At 61.5% G+C, this 25,965-nt stretch carries 25 protein-coding genes; 18 read left to right on the top strand and 7 right to left on the bottom strand.

Annotated features, from left to right (window positions below):
- Window positions 1-20 precede the first annotated feature (20 nt).
- The gene (gene xseA / locus C8K61_RS08515; protein WP_178086438.1) at window positions 21-1,400 is read right to left on the bottom strand and encodes an exodeoxyribonuclease VII large subunit; all 1,380 of its coding nucleotides are present in this window, start codon (window positions 1,398-1,400) and stop codon (window positions 21-23) included.
- Between the two features lie 83 nt (window positions 1,401-1,483).
- Between xseA and C8K61_RS08510 the strand changes: the two genes are divergently transcribed.
- From C8K61_RS08510 to tadA, 5 genes are all read left to right on the top strand, one after another.
- Window positions 1,484-2,035 (top strand): sugar ABC transporter ATPase, encoded by a 552-nt coding sequence (locus C8K61_RS08510; protein ID WP_108095795.1) that lies wholly within the window; start codon window positions 1,484-1,486, stop codon window positions 2,033-2,035.
- A 165-nt stretch (window positions 2,036-2,200) separates the two neighbouring features.
- Window positions 2,201-3,670, top strand: a complete 1,470-nt coding sequence (gene guaB, locus C8K61_RS08505) for an IMP dehydrogenase (RefSeq protein WP_108095794.1) — start codon at window positions 2,201-2,203, stop codon at window positions 3,668-3,670.
- A 233-nt stretch (window positions 3,671-3,903) separates the two neighbouring features.
- Window positions 3,904-5,481 carry a glutamine-hydrolyzing GMP synthase gene (guaA, locus tag C8K61_RS08500; RefSeq protein ID WP_108095793.1) on the top strand — a complete coding sequence of 526 codons (1,578 nt, stop codon included), beginning with the start codon at window positions 3,904-3,906 and terminating at the stop codon, window positions 5,479-5,481.
- 224 nt (window positions 5,482-5,705) lie between these two features.
- Window positions 5,706-7,076: a multicopper oxidase family protein gene (locus tag C8K61_RS08495; protein WP_108095792.1), complete on the top strand. Its 1,371-nt coding sequence runs from the start codon at window positions 5,706-5,708 to the stop codon at window positions 7,074-7,076.
- Window positions 7,077-7,094: 18 nt separating this feature from the next.
- Window positions 7,095-7,580: a tRNA adenosine(34) deaminase TadA gene (tadA, locus tag C8K61_RS08490; protein ID WP_108095791.1), complete on the top strand. Its 486-nt coding sequence runs from the start codon at window positions 7,095-7,097 to the stop codon at window positions 7,578-7,580.
- A gap of 75 nt (window positions 7,581-7,655) precedes the next feature.
- Here the strand turns inward: tadA and mltF are convergent, their stop codons facing one another.
- Window positions 7,656-9,122, bottom strand: a complete 1,467-nt coding sequence (mltF, locus tag C8K61_RS08485; RefSeq protein ID WP_108095790.1) for a membrane-bound lytic murein transglycosylase MltF — start codon at window positions 9,120-9,122, stop codon at window positions 7,656-7,658.
- Window positions 9,123-9,288: 166 nt separating this feature from the next.
- Between mltF and purL the strand changes: the two genes are divergently transcribed.
- From purL to C8K61_RS08470, 3 genes are all read left to right on the top strand, one after another.
- Window positions 9,289-13,185, top strand: a complete 3,897-nt coding sequence (gene purL, locus C8K61_RS08480) for a phosphoribosylformylglycinamidine synthase (RefSeq protein ID WP_108095789.1) — start codon at window positions 9,289-9,291, stop codon at window positions 13,183-13,185.
- A gap of 13 nt (window positions 13,186-13,198) precedes the next feature.
- Complete coding sequence (locus C8K61_RS08475) at window positions 13,199-13,504, top strand: CDGSH iron-sulfur domain-containing protein (RefSeq protein ID WP_108095788.1); 306 nt, start codon at window positions 13,199-13,201, stop codon at window positions 13,502-13,504.
- A gap of 169 nt (window positions 13,505-13,673) precedes the next feature.
- Window positions 13,674-13,991: a YqfO family protein gene (locus tag C8K61_RS08470; protein WP_108095787.1), complete on the top strand. Its 318-nt coding sequence runs from the start codon at window positions 13,674-13,676 to the stop codon at window positions 13,989-13,991.
- A 63-nt stretch (window positions 13,992-14,054) separates the two neighbouring features.
- Here C8K61_RS08470 and C8K61_RS08465 read toward each other — a convergent pair whose 3' ends face one another.
- Together C8K61_RS08465 and C8K61_RS08460 are read right to left on the bottom strand one after the other, a co-directional pair.
- Complete coding sequence (locus C8K61_RS08465) at window positions 14,055-14,558, bottom strand: murein L,D-transpeptidase family protein (protein WP_108095786.1); 504 nt, start codon at window positions 14,556-14,558, stop codon at window positions 14,055-14,057.
- 51 nt (window positions 14,559-14,609) lie between these two features.
- On the bottom strand, window positions 14,610-15,182 hold the full coding sequence (locus tag C8K61_RS08460) for an NUDIX hydrolase (protein WP_108095785.1): 573 nt from the start codon (window positions 15,180-15,182) through the stop codon (window positions 14,610-14,612).
- A 174-nt stretch (window positions 15,183-15,356) separates the two neighbouring features.
- On the opposite strand from C8K61_RS08460, the gene C8K61_RS08455 reads away from it, so the two are divergent.
- From C8K61_RS08455 to purT, 4 genes are read left to right on the top strand one after another with little or no spacing between them, the layout of a single operon-like run.
- Window positions 15,357-15,959, top strand: coding sequence for a CoA pyrophosphatase (locus C8K61_RS08455; RefSeq protein ID WP_108095784.1), 603 nt, complete (start codon window positions 15,357-15,359; stop codon window positions 15,957-15,959).
- A gap of 35 nt (window positions 15,960-15,994) precedes the next feature.
- Window positions 15,995-16,519, top strand: a complete 525-nt coding sequence (locus tag C8K61_RS08450; protein ID WP_108095783.1) for a gamma carbonic anhydrase family protein — start codon at window positions 15,995-15,997, stop codon at window positions 16,517-16,519.
- Window positions 16,516-16,725 (top strand): DUF1289 domain-containing protein, encoded by a 210-nt coding sequence (locus C8K61_RS08445; protein ID WP_108095782.1) that lies wholly within the window; start codon window positions 16,516-16,518, stop codon window positions 16,723-16,725. The genes C8K61_RS08450 and C8K61_RS08445 overlap by 4 nt, the downstream gene beginning before the upstream one ends.
- 37 nt (window positions 16,726-16,762) lie before the next feature.
- Complete coding sequence (gene purT, locus C8K61_RS08440; RefSeq protein WP_108095781.1) at window positions 16,763-17,944, top strand: formate-dependent phosphoribosylglycinamide formyltransferase; 1,182 nt, start codon at window positions 16,763-16,765, stop codon at window positions 17,942-17,944.
- Between the two features lie 155 nt (window positions 17,945-18,099).
- Here purT and C8K61_RS08435 read toward each other — a convergent pair whose 3' ends face one another.
- From C8K61_RS08435 to C8K61_RS08425, 3 genes are all read right to left on the bottom strand, one after another.
- The gene (locus C8K61_RS08435) at window positions 18,100-19,416 is read right to left on the bottom strand and encodes an MFS transporter (RefSeq protein ID WP_108095780.1); all 1,317 of its coding nucleotides are present in this window, start codon (window positions 19,414-19,416) and stop codon (window positions 18,100-18,102) included.
- 221 nt (window positions 19,417-19,637) lie between these two features.
- Window positions 19,638-20,933 carry an HlyC/CorC family transporter gene (locus tag C8K61_RS08430; RefSeq protein ID WP_108095779.1) on the bottom strand — a complete coding sequence of 432 codons (1,296 nt, stop codon included), beginning with the start codon at window positions 20,931-20,933 and terminating at the stop codon, window positions 19,638-19,640.
- Between the two features lie 8 nt (window positions 20,934-20,941).
- Window positions 20,942-21,742 carry an inner membrane protein YpjD gene (locus C8K61_RS08425; protein WP_108095778.1) on the bottom strand — a complete coding sequence of 267 codons (801 nt, stop codon included), beginning with the start codon at window positions 21,740-21,742 and terminating at the stop codon, window positions 20,942-20,944.
- A gap of 156 nt (window positions 21,743-21,898) precedes the next feature.
- Here C8K61_RS08425 and ffh point away from each other — a divergent pair, with 156 nt between their 5' ends.
- The 6 genes from ffh (at window position 21,899) to C8K61_RS08395 (ending at window position 25,955) form a co-directional block, all read left to right on the top strand.
- Complete coding sequence (gene ffh / locus C8K61_RS08420) at window positions 21,899-23,287, top strand: signal recognition particle protein (RefSeq protein WP_108095777.1); 1,389 nt, start codon at window positions 21,899-21,901, stop codon at window positions 23,285-23,287.
- Window positions 23,288-23,504: 217 nt separating this feature from the next.
- The gene (rpsP, locus tag C8K61_RS08415; RefSeq protein ID WP_108095776.1) at window positions 23,505-23,756 is read left to right on the top strand and encodes a 30S ribosomal protein S16; all 252 of its coding nucleotides are present in this window, start codon (window positions 23,505-23,507) and stop codon (window positions 23,754-23,756) included.
- A gap of 5 nt (window positions 23,757-23,761) precedes the next feature.
- The gene (gene rimM / locus C8K61_RS08410; RefSeq protein ID WP_108095775.1) at window positions 23,762-24,298 is read left to right on the top strand and encodes a ribosome maturation factor RimM; all 537 of its coding nucleotides are present in this window, start codon (window positions 23,762-23,764) and stop codon (window positions 24,296-24,298) included.
- A gap of 18 nt (window positions 24,299-24,316) precedes the next feature.
- On the top strand, window positions 24,317-25,069 hold the full coding sequence (gene trmD / locus C8K61_RS08405) for a tRNA (guanosine(37)-N1)-methyltransferase TrmD (protein ID WP_108095774.1): 753 nt from the start codon (window positions 24,317-24,319) through the stop codon (window positions 25,067-25,069).
- 42 nt (window positions 25,070-25,111) lie between these two features.
- Window positions 25,112-25,462 carry a 50S ribosomal protein L19 gene (gene rplS / locus C8K61_RS08400; protein WP_108095773.1) on the top strand — a complete coding sequence of 117 codons (351 nt, stop codon included), beginning with the start codon at window positions 25,112-25,114 and terminating at the stop codon, window positions 25,460-25,462.
- Window positions 25,463-25,547: 85 nt separating this feature from the next.
- Window positions 25,548-25,955 carry an acyl-CoA thioesterase gene (locus tag C8K61_RS08395; RefSeq protein WP_108095772.1) on the top strand — a complete coding sequence of 136 codons (408 nt, stop codon included), beginning with the start codon at window positions 25,548-25,550 and terminating at the stop codon, window positions 25,953-25,955.
- Window positions 25,956-25,965: the final 10 nt, after the last annotated feature.

Raw genomic sequence — 25,965 nt, 5'->3', positions numbered from 1 at the left:
CCTGAATAAAAAGTGGGAAGTCAGTCGAGCAGCGACAGGGTCACCGGGGTCAGGTGGTTGTCTTCCACCCGCACCTCCAGCTCGCCTTCGCCCAGGCGCGCCTTCAGGCGCTGGCCGGGTCTGGTCTGCGCGGCGTTGCGAATCGCCTGGCCTTTATCGTCGAGCAGAATGCTGTAGCCGCGGCCAAGGGTCGCCAGAGGGCTGATGGCGTTCAGCGTTTGCGCCTGCGTGTGCAATTGCTGACGGCGATCTTTCAGCGCCTCGCGCATGGCGCGCGGCAAACGTTCACTGAGGCCATCGAGACGCTGGCGCAGCAACGCCAGGGCACGGCCCGGGTGCTGCGCGGCGAGGCGCATATTCAGGCGGGCGACGCGGTCCTGGCGCTGCTGCAGATTGCGCTCGAAGGCGCGGCGCAGGCGCATGTCCAGATCGTCGAGACGTTGCGCTTGCTGGCGCAGGCGTTCGCCGGGGTGGCGCAGGCGACGGCTGATACCGTCCAGACGCAGGCGTTCGCGCTCGATGCGGTTGTGAATGCGCATCACCAGGCGGCGGTGCAGGCTGTTCAGGCGCTGCACCAGCTCATTGGCATCCGGCGCCAGCAGCTCGGCGGCGGCAGAAGGAGTGGGCGCGCGCACGTCGGCCACGAAGTCGCTGATCGACACATCGGTTTCATGGCCGACGGCGCTGATGATCGGTGTCTGGCAGGCGGCAATGGCGCGCGCCACCAATTCTTCGTTGAAGCACCAGAGGTCTTCCAGCGAACCGCCGCCACGGGCCAGGATCAGCGCGTCGAAGCCTTGGCGGTCGGCAATCTGCAAGGCGCGGACGATTTGCCCGGTGGCTTCACGGCCCTGTACGGCGGTGGGGATCAGGGTCAGCTGGATCTGCGGTGCACGGCGGCGGAACACGCTGATGATGTCGCGGATCACCGCGCCGGTCGGCGAGCTGACAATGCCGATGCGTTGCGGGTGAACGGGCAGGGCGACTTTGTTCTCGGCGGCAAACAGGCCTTCGCCGCTGAGCTTTTCCTTCAGCGCCTCGAAGGCCAGGCGCAGGGCGCCATCGCCGGCGGGCTCCACGCTGTCGAGAATCAGCTGGTAGTCGCCACGGCCTTCGAACAACGACACCTTGCCGCGCACCTTCACGGCCAGGCCATCACGCAGCGCCTGGCGCACGCGGGCGGCGTTCTGCCGGAACAGCGCACAACGCACTTGGGCGTTGCTGTCTTTGAGGGTGAAATACACATGGCCGGAGGCGGGCTTGGCCAGGTTGGAGATTTCGCCTTCCACCCAGATATTGCTGAACACATCCTCCAGCAGCACACGGGCGCGGCCGTTGAGCTGGCTGACGGTGAGCACTTCGCGGTCGAGGCCGAGGCGTTGGAACGGGTCTTTGATCATGGCGGGCATGATAGAGGCATACGCGCCGCGAGCCAAAGCCGTCGCCTGTTAAACTGCACGCCGTTTTGATTTCGGGGCCGGTCATGGCTGAGCAACAACTGATTCTGGTGCCGCAGGTATCCACCTTTCCCAACCATGAGGCGCGGGCGCGGCTGATGCTGCGCTGGCTGGTGCAGCGCAATATCGTCGCTGCCGAACTGAGTACCTGTGGGCGCACAGGCAACCGCATGGCCTACGCCATCGCGCCTGGCGCCAAGCGCATCGCCCTGCACCCGGAGCGTTTGCCGTTCGGCCGGCCGGTGCATGGCCTGGAGGTGGTGAGCAAGCGCTGCATCTATACGCCGACCAGGAACTTCCTCGAAGAAGCCGGCTGCCCCAAGTGTCGCAAGGAAGTCGGTGAGGCGCTGTTCGACAGCCTGGAAGAGTGGATGCCCAAGGTCAGCGACAACTTCACCTGCCCGCTGTGCGGCTTTGAAGATGACATCAACGGCTTTCTGTTTTTGCAGCCGTGCGGGTTTTCCAATCTGGGCTTTATCTTCAATAACTGGGGGGAGGCGGGGTTTGTGCCTTCCTTTATAGAAGAGTTTGGGGAACGGTTGGGGTATGGGGTTAGGCAGGTTGTCGTGGACTTGTAGGAGCTAGCTTGCTAGCGAATGCAATCTAAAGAGCTTCGCCAGCAAGCTGGCTCCTACAAGGTCGATAGAAACTCCTGCTTCATCTAATTAACCTTTTGCATTGAGCCAAGGTGCTCGCGTGGGTATAATGGCGCGCTTCCATTTTCCCGCCCGGGAGCCTCCGCCATGCTGCGTATCAGTCAAGAAGCTCTAACCTTCGACGACGTCCTTCTTATTCCAGGTTATTCCGAAGTTCTGCCTAAAGACGTCAGCCTCAAAACTCGACTGACCCGTGGCATTGAGCTGAACATCCCGCTGATTTCTGCAGCGATGGATACCGTGACCGAATCCCGTCTGGCCATTGCCATGGCCCAGGAAGGCGGCATCGGCATCATCCACAAGAACATGACCATCGAGCAGCAGGCTGCCGAAGTGCGCAAAGTGAAGCGCTTCGAGAGCGGTGTGGTGAAAGATCCAATCACCATCGAAGCCGACGCCACCGTGCGTGACCTGTTCGATCTGACCCGCCAGAACAACATCTCCGGCGTACCGGTGCTGCACAACGGCGACCTGGTCGGCATCGTCACTTCCCGTGACGTGCGTTTCGAAAGCCGCCTGGACGCCAAAGTCCGCGACGTGATGACGCCGAAAGAGCGTCTGGTCACCGTCCGCGAAGGCGCCGACAAGCAGGAAGCCCGCGAGCTGCTGCACAAACACCGCATTGAGCGCGTGCTGATCGTCGACGAGGCGTTCAACCTCAAAGGCATGATGACCGTCAACGACATCGAAAAAGCCAAGGCTTACCCGTTCGCCAGCAAGGATGACCAAGGTCGTCTGCGCGTTGGCGCTGCTGTGGGTACCGGTGCTGATACTGGCGATCGCGTGACCGCACTGGTTGCTGCCGGCGTTGACGTGGTGGTGGTCGACACCGCCCACGGTCACTCCAAAGGCGTGATCGACCGCGTACGTTGGGTCAAGCAAACCTTCCCGCAGGTGCAAGTTATCGGCGGCAACATCGCCACCGGCGCTGCTGCCAAGGCCCTGGCTGAAGCCGGCGCGGATGCGGTGAAAGTCGGTATCGGCCCAGGCTCGATCTGCACCACCCGCATTGTTGCCGGTGTTGGCGTACCGCAAATCTCCGCCGTTTCCAACGTCGCCGCGGCCCTTGAAGGCACTGGCGTTCCGTTGATTGCCGACGGTGGCATCCGCTTCTCCGGTGACCTGTCCAAGGCCATCGTTGCAGGTGCTTCCTGCGTGATGATGGGCTCGATGTTCGCCGGTACCGAAGAAGCACCAGGCGAAGTCGAACTGTTCCAGGGCCGTTCCTACAAGGCCTACCGTGGCATGGGCTCGCTGGGCGCCATGGCACAGACCCAGGGTTCTTCCGACCGCTACTTCCAGGACTCCGCCGCTGGCGCCGAGAAGCTGGTACCGGAAGGCATCGAAGGCCGCGTACCGTACAAAGGCCCGTTGGCCGCAATCATCCATCAACTGATGGGTGGGCTGCGCGCCTCCATGGGCTACACCGGTTGCGCCACTATTGAGCAGATGCGGACCGAACCCGAGTTCGTGCGGATCACCGGTGCGGGCATGGCGGAATCCCACGTGCACGATGTACAGATCACTAAAGAAGCGCCAAATTACCGCGTAGGTTAAAAAAAATCGATTTGCCGCTGCTGCGCTCGAACAGGCGGCGTTGGAAGGAAGTTCGAAATGCTCATTGGCTACAGCCAACTGCGCTTTCTCACTCCCTTCCGCCTTGCCTCTTCTTCGCTCGCGACGTGGCAAATCGATTTTTGAAAAAGATTAAAAAACCGGGGCTGTTTTATTCAGCCCCGAGTTGTTTCTGAATCACGACTGTTACTGATTGACTTAGACGAGACTGAATCATGGCCCTCGATATTCACGCTCACCGCATCCTGATCCTCGACTTCGGTTCCCAGTACACCCAGCTGATCGCCCGCCGCGTGCGCGAGATCGGCGTGTACTGCGAGCTGCATCCGTTCGACATGGACGACGAAGCGATTCGCGAATTCGCGCCCAAGGGCGTGATTCTCGCTGGCGGCCCCGAGTCGGTCCACGTTGCCGACAGCCCGCGTTGCCCGCAGGCGGTGTTTGATCTCGGCGTGCCGGTTTTCGGTATCTGCTACGGCATGCAGACCATGGCCGAGCAACTGGGCGGCAAAGTCGAAGGTTCCGAGCTGCGTGAATTCGGTTATGCCCGCGTCGATGTGGTCGGCAAAAGCCGCCTGCTCGATGGCATCGAAGACCACGTCGACGCCGACGGCCTGTTCGGTCTCGACGTGTGGATGAGCCACGGTGACAAGGTCACCAAGATGCCGGAAGACTTCCACATCCTGGCCAGCACCCCGAGCTGCCCGATTGCCGGCATGTTCAACGATGACCGTCGTTACTACGGCGTGCAGTTCCACCCGGAAGTGACCCACACCAAACAGGGCGGGCGTATCCTCTCGCGTTTCATCCTCGACATCTGCGGCTGCGAAGCCTTGTGGACCCCGTCGAAAATCGCTGAAGACGCCATTGCCCAGGTGCGTGCCCAGGTCGGTACCGACAACGTACTGCTCGGGCTGTCCGGTGGTGTCGATTCCTCGGTTGTTGCGGCGCTGCTGCACAAGGCCATCGGCGACCAACTGACCTGCGTGTTCGTCGACAACGGCCTGCTTCGCTTGCACGAAGGCGAGCAAGTGATGGCCATGTTCGCCGAGAACATGGGCGTCAAAGTGATCCGCGCCAACGCTGAAGAGCAGTTCCTGGGCAACCTGGCCGGCGAAGCCGACCCGGAGAAGAAGCGCAAGATCATCGGCCGTACCTTCATCGACGTGTTCGATGCCGAGTCCTGCAAGCTGGACAACATCAAGTACCTGGCCCAGGGCACTATCTACCCGGACGTGATCGAATCGGCTGGCGCCAAGAGCGGCAAGGCCCACGTGATCAAGTCGCACCACAACGTCGGCGGCCTGCCGGAAGAAATGAACCTGAAGCTGGTCGAGCCACTGCGCGAACTGTTCAAGGACGAAGTGCGTCGTCTGGGCCTGGAACTCGGCCTGCCGTACGACATGGTCTACCGTCACCCGTTCCCGGGCCCGGGCCTGGGCGTGCGCATCCTCGGTGAAGTGAAAAAGGAATACGCCGACCTGCTGCGTCGCGCCGACCATATCTTTATCGAAGAACTGCGCAAAGCCGACTGGTACCACAAGGTCAGCCAGGCGTTCGTCGTGTTCCAACCGGTGAAATCGGTAGGCGTGGTCGGTGACGGCCGTCGTTACGCCTGGGTCGTGGCCCTGCGCGCGGTGGAAACCATCGACTTCATGACCGCCCGTTGGGCGCACCTGCCGTATGAGTTGTTGGAAACGGTCAGCGGCCGGATCATCAACGAGATCGAAGGCATCTCGCGGGTTACCTACGATGTGTCGAGCAAGCCGCCAGCAACAATCGAGTGGGAGTGAGTTTCCCCGAGAGTTCCTAGGCTAAGACCAGGCAAGGCGCCCCGCAGCTTTAAGCGCAGCGTACTGTAGTACGTGAGCATTAAAGCGAGGACGCAACGCCGCCTGGTCGACGACTAGGGACTCGTCCCGCAAGCCGGTCCGTCAGAGACCGGCTATCAAAAATTCAAGCCTGATGGGCCAGCGTGTTGTTCTAGAAAGTCCCCTATCTAGAGGTGTCTGTACCCATGTCTTTTACACGTCGACAGATTCTCGGTGGCCTGCTCGGTTTGACCGCGGTGGGCTTTGGTGCCGGTGGAGTGCGTTATTGGCTGGGACGGCCATTGGGCAGCACCACCCATGACTACGAGTTGATCGCCGCGCCCATGGATCTGGAGTTGGTGGCTGGCCACAAAACCCCGGCCTGGGCGTACAACGGTTCGGCGCCGGGCGTCGAGTTGCGCAGCCGTCAGGGTGAGTGGCTGCGGGTGCGTTTTATCAACAAGCTCAGTGAGCCCACCACCATCCATTGGCACGGCATTCGCCTGCCGCTGGAAATGGACGGTGTGCCCTATGTGTCGCAGTTGCCGGTGTTGCCCGGCGAGTATTTCGATTACCAGTTCAAGACGCCGGACGCCGGCAACTACTGGTACCACCCGCATGTGTTGAGCAGCCAGCAACTGGGCCATGGCCTGGTGGGCCCGCTGGTGGTGGAAGAGCGCGAGCCTACCGGTTTCACCCATGAGCGTTCGCTCAGCCTGAAGACCTGGCATATCGATGCCGAAGGCGCGTTCACGCCGTTCAGCATTCCCCGTGAGGCCGCCCGTGGCGGTACCGCCGGCAGCTACTCGACGATCAATGCCGAGCACTTGCCGACCATCGATCTGCCGGCCGGGCAGATCGTGCGCCTGCGCATTTTCAACCTCGACAACACCGTGACCTACCGCCTCAACCTGCCGGGCGCCGATGCGCGTCTGTACGCGCTGGACGGTAACCCGATCGAGCCACGGCTGTTCGGCAAGGAATACTGGATTGGGCCGGGCATGCGTTTGTGCCTGGCGATCAAGGTGCCGGAAGCGGGCGTCGAGTTGCCGTTGCGCAACGGCCCGGTACGGCTGGCGACCTTCCGTTCGGTGGCCAGCGAAGAGGCGCCGGCCAGCGAATGGCCGCCGCAGATTCCAGCCAACCCGATTGCCGAGCCAGATCTGCAGAATGCCGAAGTGCTCGACTTCAAGTTCGAATGGGTCGGTGCCGTGTCTGTGACCACCAATGGCCGCGCGCCGGCGTTCTGGCAGATCAACGGCAAGGCCTGGGACATCAACGACAAGACCTGCGCCGACCGGCCCATCGCCAAGATGAAGCTGGGGCAGAGCTATATTCTCGAGTTCCGCAACATGGCGCAGTACCAGCACCCGATCCACTTGCACGGCATGAGCTTCAAAGTGCTCAGCTCGGACCGCAAGAAGATCATTCCGTACTTCACCGACACCTACCTGCTCGGCAAGAACGAGAATGCGCGGGTGGCGCTGGTGGCGGATAACCCCGGGGTGTGGATGTTTCACTGCCACGTGATCGACCATATGGAAACCGGCCTGATGGCTTCCATTCTTGTTGAGTAAGGCGTGGTTGAGTAAACAATGAGAAAACCGCAGATCATCGACCGCAGTCAGGACACGCAGTTTATGCGCGAAGCCCTGGCGCTCGCCGCACAGGGCGCGAGCCTGGGTGAGGTGCCGGTGGGTGCGGTGCTGGTTCAGGACGGTGAGGTGATCGGGCGCGGTTTTAACTGCCCGATCACCACCCATGACCCCAGCGCCCATGCCGAGATGGTCGCCATCCGCGCGGCGGCCAGCGCCGTGGAAAACTACCGGCTGCCGGGCAGCACCCTGTACGTGACTCTGGAACCGTGCAGCATGTGCGCCGGTTTGCTGGTGCATGCGCGGGTCAATCGCGTGGTGTTTGGCGCGACCGAACCCAAGGCCGGCATCGTGCAGAGCCGCGGCAAGTTCTTCGATCAGATCTTTCTTAACCACCGGGTGCTGGTGGAGGGTGGGGTCTTGGCAGAGGAGTGCAGTGCGGTGTTGAGCGAGTTCTTCAAACAGCGCCGGGCAAAGCCGGATTAAAAAACATCGCGGCTGAAGCCGGTCCTGCGAGATCGCACAATCCGTAGGAGCGGCTTCAGCCGCGATGCGCTTGTTCTACAACGCCGCCGGGCCGCCGTCGTCTGGCTTGCGCTTGTCGATGCTTGGAATGTGCAGGTTGCCTTCGGCCATCTGCCCGCCTTCCAGTTGCGGCTGGGTTACCCAGGTGAGGATGTCGTAATAGCGGCGGATGTTCTGCACGAAGTGCACGGTCTCGCCGCCGCGGGCGTAGCCGTATTTGGTCTTGCTGTACCACTGCTTCTGCGACAGGCGCGGCAGCATGGTTTTCACGTTCAGCCACTTGTTTGGGTCCAGGCCTTCGGCCTCGGCCAGCTTGCGTGCGTCAGCCAGATGGGCGATGCCGATGTTGTAGGCCGCCAGGGCAAACCAGGTGCGGTCCGGCTCGGTCAGCTCGGGGGCGAGGTTTTCCAGAATCGAGGCGAAGTATTTGCTGCCGCCGTTGATGCTTTGTTTTGGGTCCAGGCGGTTGGACACGCCCATCGCTTCGGCGGTGTTCTGGGTCAGCATCATCAGGCCGCGCACCCCGGTTTTCGAGGTGGCATTGGGTTGCCACAGCGACTCCTGATAACCGATGGCGGCCAGCAGGCGCCAGTCCAGCTCATAGGTCTTGCCGTTCTGGCGGAAGTGCTGCTCGTAGCGTGGCAGGCGTTGTTGCAGGTGCTTGGCAAAGGTGTAGGCGCCGACGTAACCGAGTACGTCCACATGCCCGTAGTAACGGTCTTTCAGACGCTGTAGCACGCCGTTGATCTTCACCCGTTCGAGGAAGGCGTTGACCTCTTTCACCAGGCTGTCGTCGGTGCCCGGCGGGAACGCCCAGCCCAGGGTGTTGGCGTCGCCAAAGTCGAAGGCCACGCGCACGTTGGGGAAGTACACCTGGTTCATCGCCAGTTCGTTGGAGTCGACCAGGGTCAGGTCGATCTGCCCTTCATCGACCATGCGCAGCAGGTCGACGATTTCCACCGCGTCCGACTCTTCATATTTAAGGTCGGGGTACTGCACCTTGAGGGCGGCCAGTTGCTCGGCGTGACTACTGCCCTTGAGCACCATGATGCGTTTGTTCAGCAGGTCTTCCGGGCGGGTGGGGCGGTTTTCGCCGTTGCGGTAGATGATCTGCGGGGTGACTTCCAGGTACGACTGGGAAAACCGCGCCTGGGTCATTCGGCCCTGGCTGCTGACCAGACCGGCGGCGGCCAGGGCCGGGCCGTTTTCCTGGTTGAGGCGGGAAAAGATTTCGTCGAGGTTGTCGGCCGTTTCAATCTTCAGCTCAACGCCCAAGTCGTCGGCGAAACGTTTGACCAGCTCGTACTCGAAACCAGTCTCGCCGTTGCGGTCCTGGAAGTAGGTGGCCGGGCTGTTGCGGGTGATAACCCGCAGCACGCCATCCTTTTGGATGCGCTCAAGGGCCGTCGGCTGAGGCTCACTACAGCCCCAGAGCAGCATAAGAATGGCAGTCGCCGCCAACCATTTATGGGGGCGTGTGCGCAGCGTCGTGTGTGCAAGCATCGGCGGAGTATACGCAAAGCGCTGAGGTCGCCATATCTCGACAGCCGGGCTGCTTCTCTGCTAGCGCAAAACTGTCGACTGGGTCCCCGTCACGAGTGCCTTGGCGGGAGCTTTGGGTTAGAATGCACGGCCTCAAAGCATCCCCCTTCCCGAGGCTTTCCCCGAGATGTTGATCCTGCGCGGCGCTCCTGCCCTTTCTGCCTTCCGCCACGGCAAGTTGCTCGACCAACTGACTGCCAAAGTCCCCGCTGTTACAGCGGTGTACGCCGAGTTTGCCCACTTTGCCGAGGTGACCGGTCTGCTCACCGGCGACGAAGAGAAAGTGCTCGCCCGCTTGCTCAAGTACGGCCCCAGTGTGCCGGTGCAAGAGCCAAGCGGCCGTCTGTTCCTGGTGCTGCCGCGTTTTGGCACCATCTCCCCGTGGTCCAGCAAGGCCAGCGACATCGCCCGCAACTGCGGCCTGGCGAAGATCCAGCGCCTGGAACGCGGCATTGCCTACTACGTTGCTGGTGAGCTGAGCGAGGCTGAGGCCGAGCAAGTCGCGAGCGCGCTGCATGACCGCATGACCCAACTGGTGCTCGGCAACCTGGAACAGGCCGCTGGTCTGTTCAGTCACGCCGAACCCAAGCCGCTGACCGCTGTGGACGTTCTCAACGGCGGCCGCGCGGCCCTCGAACAAGCCAACAGCGACCTCGGTCTGGCCCTGGCTGACGATGAAATCGACTATTTAGTCGCCGCGTTCGTAAAACTGGGGCGCAACCCGCACGACATCGAACTGATGATGTTCGCCCAGGCCAACTCCGAGCATTGCCGTCACAAAATCTTCAATGCCAGCTGGGATATCGACGGCGAGAACCAGGAAAAAAGCCTGTTCGGCATGATCAAGAACACCTTCCAGATGCACGGCGAAGGCGTTCTCTCTGCTTATAAAGACAACGCCGCCGTGATCGAAGGTTCGGTCGCCGGGCGTTTCTTCCCGAACTCTGAAACCCGCCAGTACGGCGCGGTACAAGAGCCGGTGCATATCCTGATGAAGGTGGAAACCCACAACCACCCGACTGCCATTGCGCCGTTCCCCGGTGCGTCCACCGGTTCCGGCGGCGAGATCCGCGACGAAGGTGCTACCGGTCGCGGCGCCAAGCCAAAAGCGGGCCTCACCGGTTTCACCGTGTCCAACCTGCAGATCCCGGGCTTCGAACAACCGTGGGAAACCCCATACGGCAAGCCTGAGCGCATCGTCACCGCGCTGGACATCATGATCGAAGGCCCGCTCGGCGGCGCCGCGTTCAACAACGAGTTCGGTCGTCCGGCCCTGACCGGTTACTTCCGTACCTTCGAGCAAAAAATCAGCACCCCCCATGGCGACGAAGTACGCGGCTACCACAAGCCGATCATGCTCGCCGGCGGTATGGGCAACATCCGCGCTGAACACGTACAGAAAGCCGAAATTACCGTGGGCTCCAAGCTCATCGTTCTCGGTGGCCCGGCCATGCTGATCGGCCTGGGCGGCGGCGCTGCCTCGTCGATGGCCACTGGCGCCAGCTCGGCCGACCTGGATTTTGCCTCCGTGCAACGGGAAAACCCGGAAATGGAGCGTCGTTGCCAGGAAGTGATCGACCGCTGCTGGCAGCTGGGCGACAAGAACCCCATCAGCTTTATCCACGACGTTGGCGCTGGCGGTCTGTCCAACGCCTTCCCGGAACTGGTCAACGACGGTGGCCGTGGTGGCCGCTTCGAACTGCGCGCGGTACCGAACGACGAGCCGGGCATGGCCCCGCACGAGATCTGGTGCAACGAATCGCAGGAACGTTACGTGCTGGCCGTCGATGCCGCCGACTTTGAAGCCTTCAAAGCTATTTGCGAGCGCGAGCGCTGCCCGTTTGCCGTGGTAGGTGAAGCCCTGGCCGAACCGCAGCTGACCGTCGCCGACAGCCATTTCGGCAACAACGCCGTCGACATGCCGCTGGAAGTACTGCTGGGCAAAGCCCCGCGCATGCACCGTTCGGCCGTTCGCGAGCAAGAGCTGGGCGACGATTTCGACGCCGCCAGCCTCGACCTCAAAGAAGCCGTTGAGCGCGTGTTGCACCACCCGGCCGTCGCCAGCAAAAGCTTCCTGATCACCATCGGCGACCGCACCATCACCGGTCTGGTTGCCCGCGACCAGATGGTTGGCCCGTGGCAAGTGCCGGTAGCCGACTGCGCCGTCACCGCCACCAGCTTCGACGTCTACACCGGTGAAGCCATGGCCATGGGTGAGCGCACGCCGCTGGCTCTGCTCAACGCCCCGGCGTCCGGTCGCATGGCGATTGGCGAAACCCTGACCAACATCGCGGCCTCGCGCATCGGCAAGATTTCCGACATCAAACTGTCGGCCAACTGGATGTCCGCCGCCGGCCACCCGGGTGAAGACGCCCGTCTGTACGACACCGTGAAAGCGGTTGGTATGGAGCTTTGCCCGGAGCTCGGTATCACCATTCCGGTGGGCAAAGACTCGATGTCGATGAAAACCCGCTGGAGCGAAGAGGGCACCGACAAGTCCGTGACCTCGCCGCTGTCGCTGATCGTGACCGGCTTCGCCCCGGTGCTCGACATCCGTAAAACCCTGACCCCGCAACTGCGCATGGACAAGGGTGAGACCGACCTGATTCTGATCGACCTCGGCCGTGGCCAGAACCGCATGGGCGCCTCGATCCTGGCCCAGGTGTACGGCCAACTGGCGCGCCAGGCACCGGACGTCGACGATGCTGAAGACCTCAAGGCTTTCTTTGCCGTGATCCAGGGCCTGAACGCCGACGGCAACCTGCTGGCCTACCACGACCGCTCCGACGGTGGCCTGCTGGTCAGCGTGCTGGAAATGGCTTTCGCCGGTCACTGTGGCTTGAACATCGTCCTCGACACCGTGGCCCATAACCGCGAAGAACTGGCCGCTGTGCTGTTCAACGAAGAGTTGGGCGCGGTGATTCAAGTACGTCAGGACTCCACCCCGGAAGTGCTGGCGCAATTCAGCGCGGCCGGTCTGGGCGACTGCGTGGCCGTGATCGGTCAGCCGCTGAACAATGCCGAAATCAACATCAGCTTCAACGACCAGCCGGTGTTCACTGGCGAGCGTCGTCTGCTGCAGCGCGAGTGGGCGGCCACCAGCTACCAGGTGCAGCGTCTGCGCGACAACGTCGAGTGCGCCGAGCAGGAGTACGACGTACTGCTGGACGAAGCCAACCCTGGCCTCTCGGTCAAACTGGGTTTCGACGTCAACCAGGACATCTCGGCGCCCTACATCAAGAAGAACGTGCGTCCGCAAGTGGCGGTTCTGCGTGAGCAGGGCGTCAACGGTCAGGTGGAAATGGCCGCGGCCTTCGACCGCGCCGGCTTCAACGCCATCGACGTGCACATGAGCGATATCCTCGCCGGTCGCGTCAGCCTGGAAGCGTTCAAAGGCCTGGTTGCGTGCGGTGGCTTCTCCTACGGCGACGTGCTGGGCGCCGGTGAAGGCTGGGCCAAGTCGGTGCTGTTCAACACCCGTGCCCGTGATGCCTTCAGCGCCTTCTTCGAGCGCAAGGACAGCTTCACCCTCGGCGTGTGCAACGGTTGCCAGATGATGTCCAACCTGCACGAACTGATTCCGGGTAGCGAGTTCTGGCCGCACTTCGTGCGTAACCGTTCCGAGCAGTTCGAAGCCCGTGTGGCCATGGTTCAGGTGCAGGAGTCGGCGTCGATCTTCCTGCGTGACATGGCCGGTTCGCGCATGCCAATCGCCATCGCCCACGGTGAAGGCCATGCCGAGTTCGAAAGCGAGGAAGCGCTGCTGGAGGCGGATCTGTCCGGTTGCGTGTCACTGCGCTTTATCGACAACCACGGCAAGGTCACCGAAAACTACCCGGCCAACCCCAACGGTTCGCCGCGTGGGATCACCGGCCTGACCAGCCGCGACGGCCGCGTGACCATCATGATGCCGCACCCGGAACGCGTGTTCCGCGCCGTGCAGAACTCGTGGAAACCGGAAGAGTGGGACGAGGACGGCGGCTGGATGCGCATGTTCCGTAACGCCCGCGTCTGGGTGAACTGACGGTCTCACCGTAGTGAGCGATCAACGGGAGCAGGGCAAGCCTGCTTCCGGCACGACCCGCAATTCCCCTGTACTTCCCGAGGTGCGCCTGCTTGCAGCAGGTGCCACCTTGCGGTTGTGCACCTGCGGTCAGTCGGCGCAATTGCCGGACTGCCTGTCTTCCTGTGAAAACGCCCTGATCTTCACCGCCAAGCGCGAGCAACGCCTGTTGCTGTGCCGCTGTGGGCAGTCGAAAAAACTGCCGTTCTGCGATGGCAGTCATACCCCTCCGGCACCGTCGTGGAGGGCCAAGTGGCGGCGCTTCTGGTCGGATTTATGAGCCACTTCTCTAACCCCCGCTGAACACTTGGCGCTGCATCGCACTCCAACAAGCACTGTGAAATTGCGCGCTTAGGTTCGATTGAGGCAATATGCCATCACTGCGCGATGATTAATTGGCGTCAGGATCTTGTGTAGGCAGGCCTGGCAAATGCTCCGTGGAGACCGCGATGTACAAGCTGTGTTTTTATGTTCCGGAAAGCCATCTGGACGTGGTTAAGAATGCTGTTTTTGGAGCGGGTGCGGGACGCATAGGGAATTACGACAGTTGTTGCTGGCAGAGCCTGGGACAAGGGCAGTTTCGCCCGCTGGCGGGCAGCAACGCCTTCATTGGTCAGGCCGGCGTGCTTGAGCAGGTGGCGGAGTGGAAGGTGGAGCTGGTGGTGGCCGATGAGCTGATTCACGACGCGGTGAAGGCACTACGTAAGGCGCACCCGTATGAGACGCCGGCGTTTGAAGTCTGGCGTTTGTCGGATCTGGTTTTCTGAACAAAAAAGGCGCCGAAATCGGCGCCTTTTTTTATGCTCAAAAATCTCTACAAGCACTCGGCGTTAAGGGCGAATCTCTATCAACGTGCCGTCTTTAACCAAGCTCCACACCTCGCGCATATCGTCGTTCTTCATCGCGATACAGCCCTCGGTCCAATCCAGGGTATGGAAATACCACTCCGGGTATTCGTCATCGATTGGCGTGCCGTGGATCATGATCATGCCGCCCGGCGGTACGCCTTCTTTGCGCGCGTTGGCCTGGTCTTTGATGTTGGGGTAGGAGATGTGCATGGCCAGGTTGTACTTGTCGCTGGTCTTGCGCCAGTCGATCCAGTAGTAGCCTTCGGGGGTGCGGCTGTCGCCTTCGCGCTGTTTCGGCCCTTTGGGTTTTTTGCCCAGCGAGATGCGGTAACTTTTCAGCGTTTCACCTTTGTTTTGCAGCAGCAGCTTGTGCTCGGCTTTCATCACCAAGACTTTGTCCACGGTCTTGCCGTCCAGGGTGACGGTGGTGGTGGCGTGCGAGAGCATCGCAAACGACAGGCAGACAACAGCTAACAACCAACGCATCGATGCAGTTCCAGTGTCAGGCCGCGTGCGGCAGCCCGGAATGTTGTGTGTTTACTCGCTGCTCTGTTTATAAGCAGCCGGGAAGTGTGGGCGCAGAGCTTCTAGTGGCTCGTTGCGCACCGGGAAGTGTTGGGCGACCCGGTCGGCGAAGAAGCATTCTAAGGTACGGCCTACGGTCGGGAAAGCCAGCTCGGACCAAGGGATGTCGGCTTCATCGAACAGCTTCACCTCCAGGCTTTCCTCGCCCACGGCAAAATCCAGGTCGACCAGTTCGGCGCGGAAAAACACATACACCTGGCTGATATGCGGCAGGTCATACAGGCCATACAACTGCAGATTGCGCACCCGCGCACAGGCTTCTTCCTCGGTTTCGCGCATGGCTGCTTCGGCCATGGTTTCGCCGTTCTCCATAAACCCGGCGGGCAGCGTCCAGAAACCCCGGCGCGGCTCGATGGCGCGGCGGCAGAGCAATACCTGCTGGCCCCACACCGGCAGGCAGCCGGCGACAATGCGCGGGTTCTGGTAATGGATGGTCTGGCATTCATCGCACACATAACGCAGGCGGCTGTCGCCGTCCGGCACTCGCTGCGACACGCTGTGGCCGCACTGGCTGCAGTAGTTCATCCCGTCTCCTGGGGCATGGTTGCGGCTGTGTCGCGCATCTTCGCGTGCCCGGCGTTCATGAGCAAGGCGTGCCGGCAACTGCCGAGCGCCTGTCGAGCAATGGGGCGCAGGACTTGGGCAGCTTTGCCCTTTCATGCCATCATGCCGGGCAGAACAAAAGACCGAGAATGCCCCATGCTCGATGAGATGCTCCAGCGCGTGCGCGACTACCAGCCAGTCGTTCTGGGCACCGACCGGAGCTTTCCAGAAGCCGCCGTTTTGGTGCCGATAACCCGCAGTGACACCCCTGAACTGGTGCTCACCCTGCGTGCCAGTGGGCTCTCGACCCATGGCGGCGAAGTGGCCTTCCCCGGTGGCCGCCGCGATCCGGAAGACCAGGACCTGGTCGCCACCGCCCTGCGTGAAGCGCACGAAGAGATCGGCCTGCCGCCTGGCCTGGTGGAAGTGATCGGGCCGCTGAGTAGCCTGGTGTCGCGCCACGGCATTCAAGTCACGCCTTTCGTTGGCGTGGTGCCGGACTTCGTCGAGTACCAGGCCAACGATGGTGAAATCGCCTCGGTGTTCAGCGTGCCGCTGGAGTTCTTTCGCAATGACCCGCGCGAGGTCACCCACCGTATCGACTACCGCGGGCGCGACTGGTACGTGCCCAGCTACCGTTACGGCGAATACAAAATCTGGGGGCTGACAGCGATCATGGTGGTCGAACTGGTCAACCTGCTCTACGACGCCGGCATCAGCCTGCATCAGCCGCCGGACCATTACATCAGCCTGAGCTGAGTGAACAGAAAGCCAAACGCCGTGAGGAACCGCCGATGAAATACCGCTTGGGACAGTCGAGTGTCGAAACCCATCCCGAAAGCTGGGTTGCGCCCAATGCCACCCTGGTGGGCAAGGTCAAGCTCGAGAAGGGCGCCAGCGTGTGGTTCAACGCCGTACTGCGTGGTGACAACGAGCTGATTCATATCGGCGAGAATGCCAACGTCCAGGACGGCACGGTGATGCACACCGACATGGGCTTCCCGCTGACCATCGGCACCGGCGTGACCATCGGCCACAACGCCATGTTGCACGGCTGCACCGTGGGCGAGTACAGCCTGATCGGCATCAACGCGGTCATTCTCAACGGCGCCAAGATCGGCAAGCACTGCATCATCGGCGCCAATTCGCTGATTGGCGAAGGCAAGGAAATTCCCGATGGCTCGTTGGTCATGGGCTCGCCCGGCAAGGTGGTGCGCGAACTGAATGACCAGCAGAAGAAAATGCTCGAAGCCAGCGCCGCTCACTACGTTCATAATTCGCAGCGCTACGCCCGCGACCTGGTAGAGCAGGACGACTGATGGAAGCCGAACGCCCGGTGCGCTCGCCCTGCGTCAGCGTCTGCGCGCTGGATGACGACGACGTGTGCACCGGCTGCCAACGCACCGCCGATGAAATCATCCGCTGGGGCCGCATGGACAACGCCGAGCGCCGCCTGGTGCTCGGCTACTGCCTGCAACGCGCGCGCGCCAGCGGGCTGCTGATTGAACCCAGCAAACCCGTTTGAATACCTAACTTTTAAACTGCACGTGAAGGAAAGCCTCATGCCTCGTATCGGAACCCCCTTGTCGCCCAGCGCGACGCGCGTCTTGCTGTGTGGCTCGGGTGAGCTGGGCAAGGAAGTGGTGATCGAGCTGCAGCGCCTGGGCGTTGAAGTGATCGCCGTGGACCGTTACCCGAACGCACCGGCCATGCAGGTGGCCCACCGCAGCCACGTGGTCGATATGCTCGACGGCGCCGCCCTGCGTGCGGTGATCGAGCTGGAAAAGCCGCACTACATCGTGCCAGAGATCGAAGCCATCGCCACCGCCACCCTGGCCGAGTTGGAAACCGAAGGCTACACCGTGATCCCTACAGCCCGCGCCGCGCAGCTGACCATGAACCGTGAAGGCATTCGTCGCCTGGCCGCTGAAGAGCTGGGCCTGCCGACCTCGCCGTACCGTTTTGCTGACAGCTTCGAAGAGGCCAAAGCCGCTACCGAAGCGCTGGGTTTCCCGTGCCTGATCAAGCCGATCATGAGCTCCTCGGGTAAAGGTCAGTCGGTACTGAAAAGCGCCGCTGATCTGCAAGCCGCTTGGGACTACGCCCAGGCTGGTGGCCGTGCCGGTAAGGGCCGGGTGATCGTGGAAGGCTTTATCGACTTCGACTACGAGATCGCCCTGCTCACCGTCCGCCACGTCGGCGGCACCACCTTCTGCCAGCCGGTCGGTCACCGTCAGGTCAAAGGCGACTATCAAGAGTCCTGGCAGCCGCAGGTGATGAGCGACAAGGCCCGCGCCGAAGCTGAGCGTATTGCCCTGGCCGTGACCGGTTCGCTGGGTGGTCGTGGTCTGTTTGGCGTCGAGCTGTTCGTCAAAGGCGACCAGGTGTGGTTCTGCGAAATCTCCCCGCGTCCGCACGACACCGGCCTGGTTACCCTGATTTCTCAGGATCTGTCGGAATTCGCCCTGCACGCCCGCGCGATTCTTGGCTTGCCGATTCCAGCGATTCGCCAACTCGGCCCATCGGCCTCGGCCGTGGTGTTGGTGGAAGGCAAGTCGCCCCAGACCGCATTCAGCAACCTGGGCGCTGCCCTGAGCGAGCCGGACACCGCGTTGCGTCTGTTCGGCAAGCCGGAAGTGAATGGTCAGCGCCGCATGGGCGTTGCCCTGGCGCGTGATGAATCGACCGATGCTGCGCGCGCCAAAGCGACCCGCGCCGCCCAGGCCGTTGTCGTAGAGCTGTAGGTTGGGTTGAGCGCAGCGAAGCCCAACGATACGCCGTATTCAGCCTCCACTCCGCTATCAAACAGGACCCTATAAGTACTCGCACGTCCTGTTTGATAACGAGGTTGGGGCTGGGTTGTGCATATCGTTGGGCTTCGCCGTTGGCTCAACCCAACCTACGCGATCTGCTGCAGATCCGTCTTACTGGTCTCTTTTAGGCACAGCACAGCAATCACGCTGAGCAACGCTGCCGCCGACACATACCCGCCCACCCAACTCAACCCACCCATCGCCACCAACTGCTGGGCGAAGAACGGTGCTGCCGAGGCGCCAACAATGCCGCCCAGGTTGTACGCCGCAGACGCGCCGGTATAGCGCACGCGCGTCGGGAACAGCTCGGGCAGCAGAGCGCCCATGGGTGCGAAGGTCACACCCATCAGAAACAACTCAATGCTCAAGAACAGCGCGACCGCCCAGGTCGAGCCATGGGTCAGAAGCGGTTCCATCAGAAAGCCCGAGAGAATCGCCAGCACGCCGCCGACGATCAGCACCGGCTTGCGCCCGTAACGGTCACTGGCCCAGGCCGACAGCGGCGTGGCCAAGGCCATGAACACCACGGCAAAGCACAGCAGGCCGAGGAAGGTTTCCCGTGTGTAACCCAGGCTGGAAATGCCATAGCTCAGGGAAAACACCGTGGAGATATAAAACAGCGCGTAGCACACCACCATGGCGCCGGCGCCCAGCAGCATCGGTGCCCAGTACTGGCCGAACAGTTCGAACAGCGGCACTTTCACCCGTTCGTGACGGGCCACGGCGTTGGCAAATACCGGCGTCTCTTCCAGCTTCAAGCGCACGTACAGGCCCACCATCACCAATACGGCGCTGAGCAGGAACGGAATGCGCCAGCCCCAGTCCTTGAACTGCTCATCGCTGAGGGTCATGGCCAGGGTCAGGAACAAACCGTTGGCGGCGAGGAAGCCAATGGACGGGCCAAGCTGCGGGAACATGCCGAACCAGCCGCGTTTGCCTGGCGGCGCATTTTCGGTGGCCAGCAATGCGGCGCCACCCCATTCGCCGCCCAACCCCAGGCCCTGACCGAAGCGCAGCAGGCACAACAGAATCGGTGCCCAGGCGCCAATGCTGCTGTAACCCGGCAGCACGCCGATCAGCGTGGTGCACACGCCCATCAGCAGCAGGGATGCGACCAGGGTCGACTTGCGCCCGACGCGGTCACCAAAGTGGCCGAACAGCGCCGAACCCAGCGGGCGGGCGAGAAAGGCGATACCAAAACTGAGGAATGCCGCCAGGGTTTGCGCGGTGGTGGAGGTGGCGGGGAAAAACACCGGGCCGATCACCAGTGCCGCTGCGGTGGCGTACACGTAGAAATCGTAAAACTCGATGGCGGTGCCAATAAAACTGGCGGTGGCGACGCGGGCGGTGGAGTTCACCGGCTTGGCTTCGTCGCGGGCTGAAGTTGCAGTAGCGCTGGTCATGGTTCGCCTTCGATGGGCAGGGCCGGGTCCATGGGCAAAGCCACGGCCGCAGCAGATTATTGTGGGAGCGCGCAGGGGTAAAAACGCTGACGGTGTGCCGTAGCTGCAAGGGGCTTTGTGAGGCCTTGCGTACGGCACCGGCTAGCCTGCGGATGGCAGGCGAGGCGAGTGAGGGGGCGACTATAAAAGCGCGGCGGCGCTGCTGACAATTACACCTTCAGCTAATCGGCGTTTTCCGCCGGCGTCTCGGTATTTGCCCGCGGGGCAGGGCGCCAGACGCGCACGCTTTTCACCCGGTTGTCGGTGGACTGCAGGATTTCCAAACGGTACGGGCCGATCTTCAGGCACACCGCACTGTCGGGGATGTTTTCCAGTGCTTCGGTGATCAGCCCGTTGAGGGTTTTCGGCCCATCGCACGGCAGGCTCCAGCCCAGGGCCTTGTTCACTTCGCGGATATAGGCGGCGCCATCGATCACCTGGGTGCCGTCTTCCTGCGGGTGGATGTCGGGGCTGCGCAGGGCGTCCTGGTTACTGAAGTCGCCGACGATCTCTTCGAGGATGTCTTCCAGAGTGACAATGCCCTGCACGTCGCCGTATTCGTCGACGACGATGCCGATGCGGCGCTTGTGCTTCTGGAAGTTCAGCAACTGGGTCGACAGCGGCGTGCTTTCCGGGACGAAGTACGGCTCGTGAGCGGCGGCGCTGAGAGCGTCGATGGTCAGTTGATCGTGGGTCAGTAGGCGAGCGATCTGGCGCATGTGCACCACGCCCTCGACCTGGTTGAGGTCGTTGCGAAACACCGGCAGGCGCGTGTGCGAGGTGGTGCGCAGCTGGGTGATGATGTCGTCCAGCGGGTCGTCGAGGTTGATCCCGGTGACCTCGTTGCGCGGAATCATGATGTCGTTAACCGTCACCGTTTCCAGGTCAAGAATGCTCAGCAGCATGCTCTGGCGGTTCTGCGGCAGCTCGTGGGTGGCCTCGCGCACTACGCTGCGCAGTTCCTCTGCACTGAGGCCATCCTGGCGCTTGCGCGTTGGGTCGATGCGGCACAGGCGCAGCAGGCCGTTGCTGATGGCATTGAGCAGCCACACCAGCGGCGCGAGCAGTTCGACCAGCAAGCGCACTGGCGCACTGAACGGGAAAGCAAAGGCTTCCGGACGCAGCACGGCGAGGGTGCGTGGGGTGATATCGGCGAACAGCAGCAGGGCCAGGGTCAGGCCAAGCGTAGAGAGGATCAGGCCCAGGTCGCCCCACAAGGTGCTGGCCAATACGGCAGCAACAGTGGCGGCCAGCACGATGACCAGGGTGTTGCAGAAATGCAGCACGCCGAGCAGCAGCTGTGGGCGATTGAGCAGGGTGCTGGCGCGCTTGGCACCGCGCCGGCCTTGTTTGGCCAGGTAGCGCAGGCGGTAGCGGTTCAGGCTGAGCAGGCTGGTTTCTGCGCTGGCGAAAAACGCTGAGCAGAGGACCAGAAAAACCAGCAGGCCAAACAGGTACTGCGGATTCAGCTCAGACACGGGGCGACCTAGATATGCAGGATGAATTCACGTACCAGCTTGCTGCCGAAGTACGCCAGCATCAGCAGGCAGAAGCCCGCCAGGGTCCAGCGAATCGCCTTGTGCCCGCGCCAGCCGCGTTGGTGACGGCCCCACAGCAGCACGGCAAAAATCAGCCAGGCCACACAGGCGAGGAAGGTTTTGTGCACCAGGTGCTGAGCGAACAGGTTGTCGAGAAACAGCCAGCCGGAAATCAGCGACAGACTCAATAGTGCCCAGCCGGCCCAGAGGAAACCGAACAGCAGGCTTTCCATGGTTTGCAGTGGCGGGAAGTTCTTGATCAGGCCGGAGGGGTGCTTGTGCTTGAGTTGGTGGTCTTGCAGCAGCAACAGCAGCGCCTGGAAGGCGGCGATGGTGAGCATGCCGTAGGCCAGGATCGACAGCAGGATATGGGCGATGATCCCCGGTTTCTCGTTGATCACCGGCACCGTGCCGGCCGGCACGAACTGCGCGAGCAGCACCGTCAGGCAGCCCAGCGGCAGAAACAACAGCAACAGGTTGAGCACCGGAATGCGCACGCTGGCGACGATGGTCAGCAAAATGGCGGCATAGGCGATCAGGCTGGCGGCGTTGAAGAAGTCCAATGCCACGCCGGCTTCGGCATGCAGTTGGCTGAACAGGGTGGCGCCGTGGAAGAGCAACGCCAGCAACACCAGGGGGGCGAGCACGCGTTTGGACGGCAACTGACGCTGGGAAAGGCGCAGACCTTGGTAAACAGTGGCGCCCATATAGAGGAAGGCAGCGGCGAGGCTTGGCAGCAGAGGGTGCATAAGTCCGTGTAAGGCGAGCCCGAAAGGGCGAGAGTGTGGCATAAAACGCGCGTTTCACGAAAGACCGCCAGCGGTGTCCGGGTCGAGGTGTCTTGGTTATAATCGCGCCCTTGTTGCAAGCTCACCCTGGCGCCAGACCGCCTGAAAGGAACGCGCATGTTCGAAAATCTAACCGATCGCCTCTCGCAGACCCTGCGCCATGTCACCGGCAAGGCCAAGCTGACCGAGGACAACATCAAGGACACCCTGCGCGAAGTGCGCATGGCCTTGCTGGAAGCCGACGTCGCGCTGCCGGTGGTGAAAGACTTCGTAAATAAGGTCAAAGAACGCGCCGTCGGTACCGAGGTTTCCAAAAGCCTGACCCCGGGTCAGGCGTTCGTGAAGATCGTCCGTCTCGAACTCGAAGACTTGATGGGCGCCGCCAACGAAGACCTGGCGCTGAACTCCACCCCACCTGCCGTGGTGTTGATGGCCGGTCTGCAGGGCGCGGGTAAAACCACCACCGCCGGCAAGCTGGCGCGCTTTCTTAAAGAACGCAAAAAGAAAACCGTGATGCTGGTGTCGGCCGACGTATACCGTCCAGCCGCGATCAAGCAGCTGGAAACCCTGGCCAACGATATCGGCGTGACCTTCTTCCCGTCCGATATCACCCAGAAGCCGGTGGCGATTGCCGAAGCGGCGATTCGCGAAGCCAAGATCAAATTCATCGATGTGGTGATCGTCGACACCGCCGGTCGTCTGCACATCGATGAAGAAATGATGGCCGAAATCAAGGCCGTACACGCCGCGATCAACCCGGTCGAAACCCTGTTCGTGGTCGATGCCATGACCGGTCAGGACGCCGCCAACACCGCCAAGGCCTTCGGCGATGCCCTGCCGCTGACCGGCGTGGTGCTGACCAAGGTCGACGGTGATGCCCGTGGCGGTGCCGCGCTGTCGGTGCGCGCCATTACCGGCAAGCCGATCAAGTTCATCGGTATGGGCGAGAAGAGCGAAGCGCTCGAGCCGTTCCACCCCGACCGTATCGCCTCGCGCATTCTCGGCATGGGCGACGTGCTCAGTCTGATCGAGCAAGCCGAGCAAACCCTCGACCGCGACAAGGCCGACAAGCTGGCCAAGAAGCTGAAGAAGGGCAAAGGCTTCGACCTCGAAGACTTCCGCGACCAGCTGCAACAGATGAAAAACATGGGCGGTCTCGGCGGCCTGATGGACAAGCTGCCCAACATCGGTGGCATGAACCTGTCGCAGATGGGCAACGCCCAGGGGGCGGCCGAAAAGCAGTTCAAGCAGATGGAGGCGATCATCAACTCGATGACTCCTCAGGAGCGCCGCGATCCGGACGTCATCAGCGGTTCGCGCAAGCGCCGCATCGCCATGGGCTCCGGCACCCAGGTGCAAGACATCGGGCGTCTGATCAAGCAGCACAAGCAGATGCAGAAAATGATGAAGAAGGTCACCGCCAAAGGCGGCATGGCCAAGATGATGCGCGGCATGGGGGGGATGTTCCCCGGCGGCGGTGCAGGCGGCGGCATGCCCAAGATGTAAATCCGTTTTCGCGCGGGCAGCTCTGGAAACAGGCGCTGCCTGGGCGTTCTCCACGCAAATGGATCGCCTGTTCGGGGCCTGTGAGCGTCTGTCATCGGGGCAGGGCAAAAAGAGATTTGCAAAAATCCCGATAATCCTTAGAATATGCGGCCTTTCGGGCCTAGTGCCTGGCATGTATTTTTAGTTTTGCAGCACCGACTACAGGAACGATGTTCACATGGTAACCATCCGTCTTGCCCGTGGCGGCTCCAAGAAGCGCCCGTTTTACCACCTCACCGTGACCGACAGCCGCAATGCGCGCGACGGTCGTTTTGTTGAGCGTATTGGTTTCTTCAACCCAATCGCTTCCGGTGCAGAGATCCGTCTGTCCGTAGACCAAGAGCGTGCTACCTACTGGCTCGGCCAGGGTGCACAGCCGTCTGAGCGCGTTGCTCAGCTGCTCAAGGATGCCGCTAAGGCAGCAGCCTAAGCCGCATGAACGCGACGCCCGCTCCTGCTGATGACTTGATCGTCATCGGTAAGATTGTTTCGGTGCATGGTGTTCGCGGCGAGGTGAAGGTCTTCTCCTTTACCGATCCGATTGACAACCTGCTGGACTACAAACGCTGGACGCTGAAACGCGACGGTGATGTACGTCAGGTTGAGTTAGCCCAGGGCCGTTCGCAGAACAAGGTCCTCGTAGCAAAGCTGAAGGGTCTCGACGACCGTGAAGAAGCTCGCCTTCTCGCGGGTTTCGACATTTGTGTGCCCCGCAGCCTGCTCCCAGATCTGACCGATGGCGAGTACTACTGGTACCAGCTCAAAGGTCTGAAGGTGATCGACCAACTCGGGCAATTGCTCGGGTCCATTGACCACCTGCTGGAGACCGGCGCTAACGATGTGATGGTGGTCAAGCCCTGCGCGGGCAGCCTGGATGATCGCGAACGTTTGCTGCCGTACACGGCGCACTGCGTTCTCTCGGTCGATCTGGCAGCCGGCGAAATGCGGGTTGACTGGGATGCGGACTTCTAAGCAACGGTTAGTAGAGATATGGCTAGCCTGCGTGTTGAAGTCATCAGTTTGTTCCCGGAAATGTTTGCTGCCATCAGCGAATACGGCATTACCAGTCGTGCGGTGAAACAGGGGCTGTTGCAGCTGACCTGTTGGAATCCCCGAAGCTACACCGAAGATCGCCACCAGACGGTGGATGATCGTCCTTTCGGCGGTGGCCCCGGCATGGTGATGAAGATCAAGCCTCTGGAGGGCGCCTTGGCTGATGCCAAGCAAGCCGCTGGAGCGCAGGCGAAGGTTATTTACCTGTCGCCGCAAGGCCGCCAGCTGACCCAGTCAGCCGTGCGAGAGATGGCAAAAGAGGAGACCTTGATCCTCATTGCCGGACGATATGAAGGCATCGATGAGCGGTTCATTGAAGCGCACGTTGATGAAGAGTGGTCGATCGGGGATTACGTCCTTTCCGGTGGTGAGCTACCGGCAATGGTTCTGATCGATGCGGTAACGCGTCTGCTACCTGGTGCGCTGGGTCATGCGGATTCGGCCGAGGAAGACTCCTTTACGGATGGCTTGCTCGACTGCCCGCACTACACCCGACCGGAGGTGTATGCGGATAAGCGCGTTCCCGACGTGTTGCTTAGCGGCAATCACGCACACATCCGGCGCTGGCGTTTGCAGCAGTCCCTTGGTCGGACCAGCGAACGACGCGCTGATCTTCTGGAAAGCCGCTCGCTTTCTGGAGAAGAGAAAAAGCTGTTGGCGGAATACATCCGGCAACGGGACGATAGTTAACGTATCGATGGCAGGCCCATTGGCTTGTCTTAGGAGCAGAGCATGACTAACAAAATTATCTTGGCCCTCGAAGCCGAGCAGATGAGCAAAGAGATCCCTACTTTCGCTCCGGGCGACACCGTAGTCGTTCAAGTTAAAGTGAAAGAAGGCGACCGTTCGCGTCTGCAAGCGTTCGAAGGCGTTGTAATCGCCAAGCGTAACCGTGGTGTGAACAGTGCTTTCACCGTTCGCAAAATCTCCAACGGTGTTGGCGTTGAGCGTACCTTCCAGACCTACAGCCCGCTGGTTGACAGCCTGGCCGTCAAGCGTCGCGGTGACGTACGTAAAGCCAAGCTTTACTACCTCCGTGACCTGTCTGGTAAAGCAGCTCGCATCAAGGAAAAACTGGTTTAATCCCAGTCTCCTTGTAGAAAAAGCAGCCTACGGGCTGCTTTTTTATTGCCCGCGATTTAGTCAGTCCGCATCCGGAATTTATGGCATGACCCCTAGAGAGCAAGAGATTCAGCGACGTACGGAGCGCTCGGAAACCCGCGTCGCCAAGGCCGTGTTCCCGCCGACCACCAACCACCACAACACCCTGTTCGGCGGCACCGCGTTGGCGTGGATGGATGAGGTGTCGTTTATCGCCGCCACACGTTTCTGCCGGCTGCCGCTGGTGACCGTATCGTCCGATCGTATCGACTTCAAACACCCGATTGCCGCTGGTTCGATCGTCGAGCTGGTGGGGCGTGTGGTGAAGGTCGGCAACACCAGCCTCAAGGTCGAGGTCGAGGTGTTTGTCGAAAGCATGTACAGCGATGGTCGCGAGAAGGCCATCACCGGCGTGTTCAGCTTTGTCGCCATCGACGACAACAAACAGCCGGTGCCGGTGTTGCCCGACGTGTAGGTTGGGTTGA

The organism is Pseudomonas sp. GV071 (genome assembly GCF_003050835.1).
In the GTDB taxonomy this organism is placed as follows: domain Bacteria; phylum Pseudomonadota; class Gammaproteobacteria; order Pseudomonadales; family Pseudomonadaceae; genus Aquipseudomonas.
This window is presented reverse-complemented; position numbering and strand designations above follow the sequence as displayed.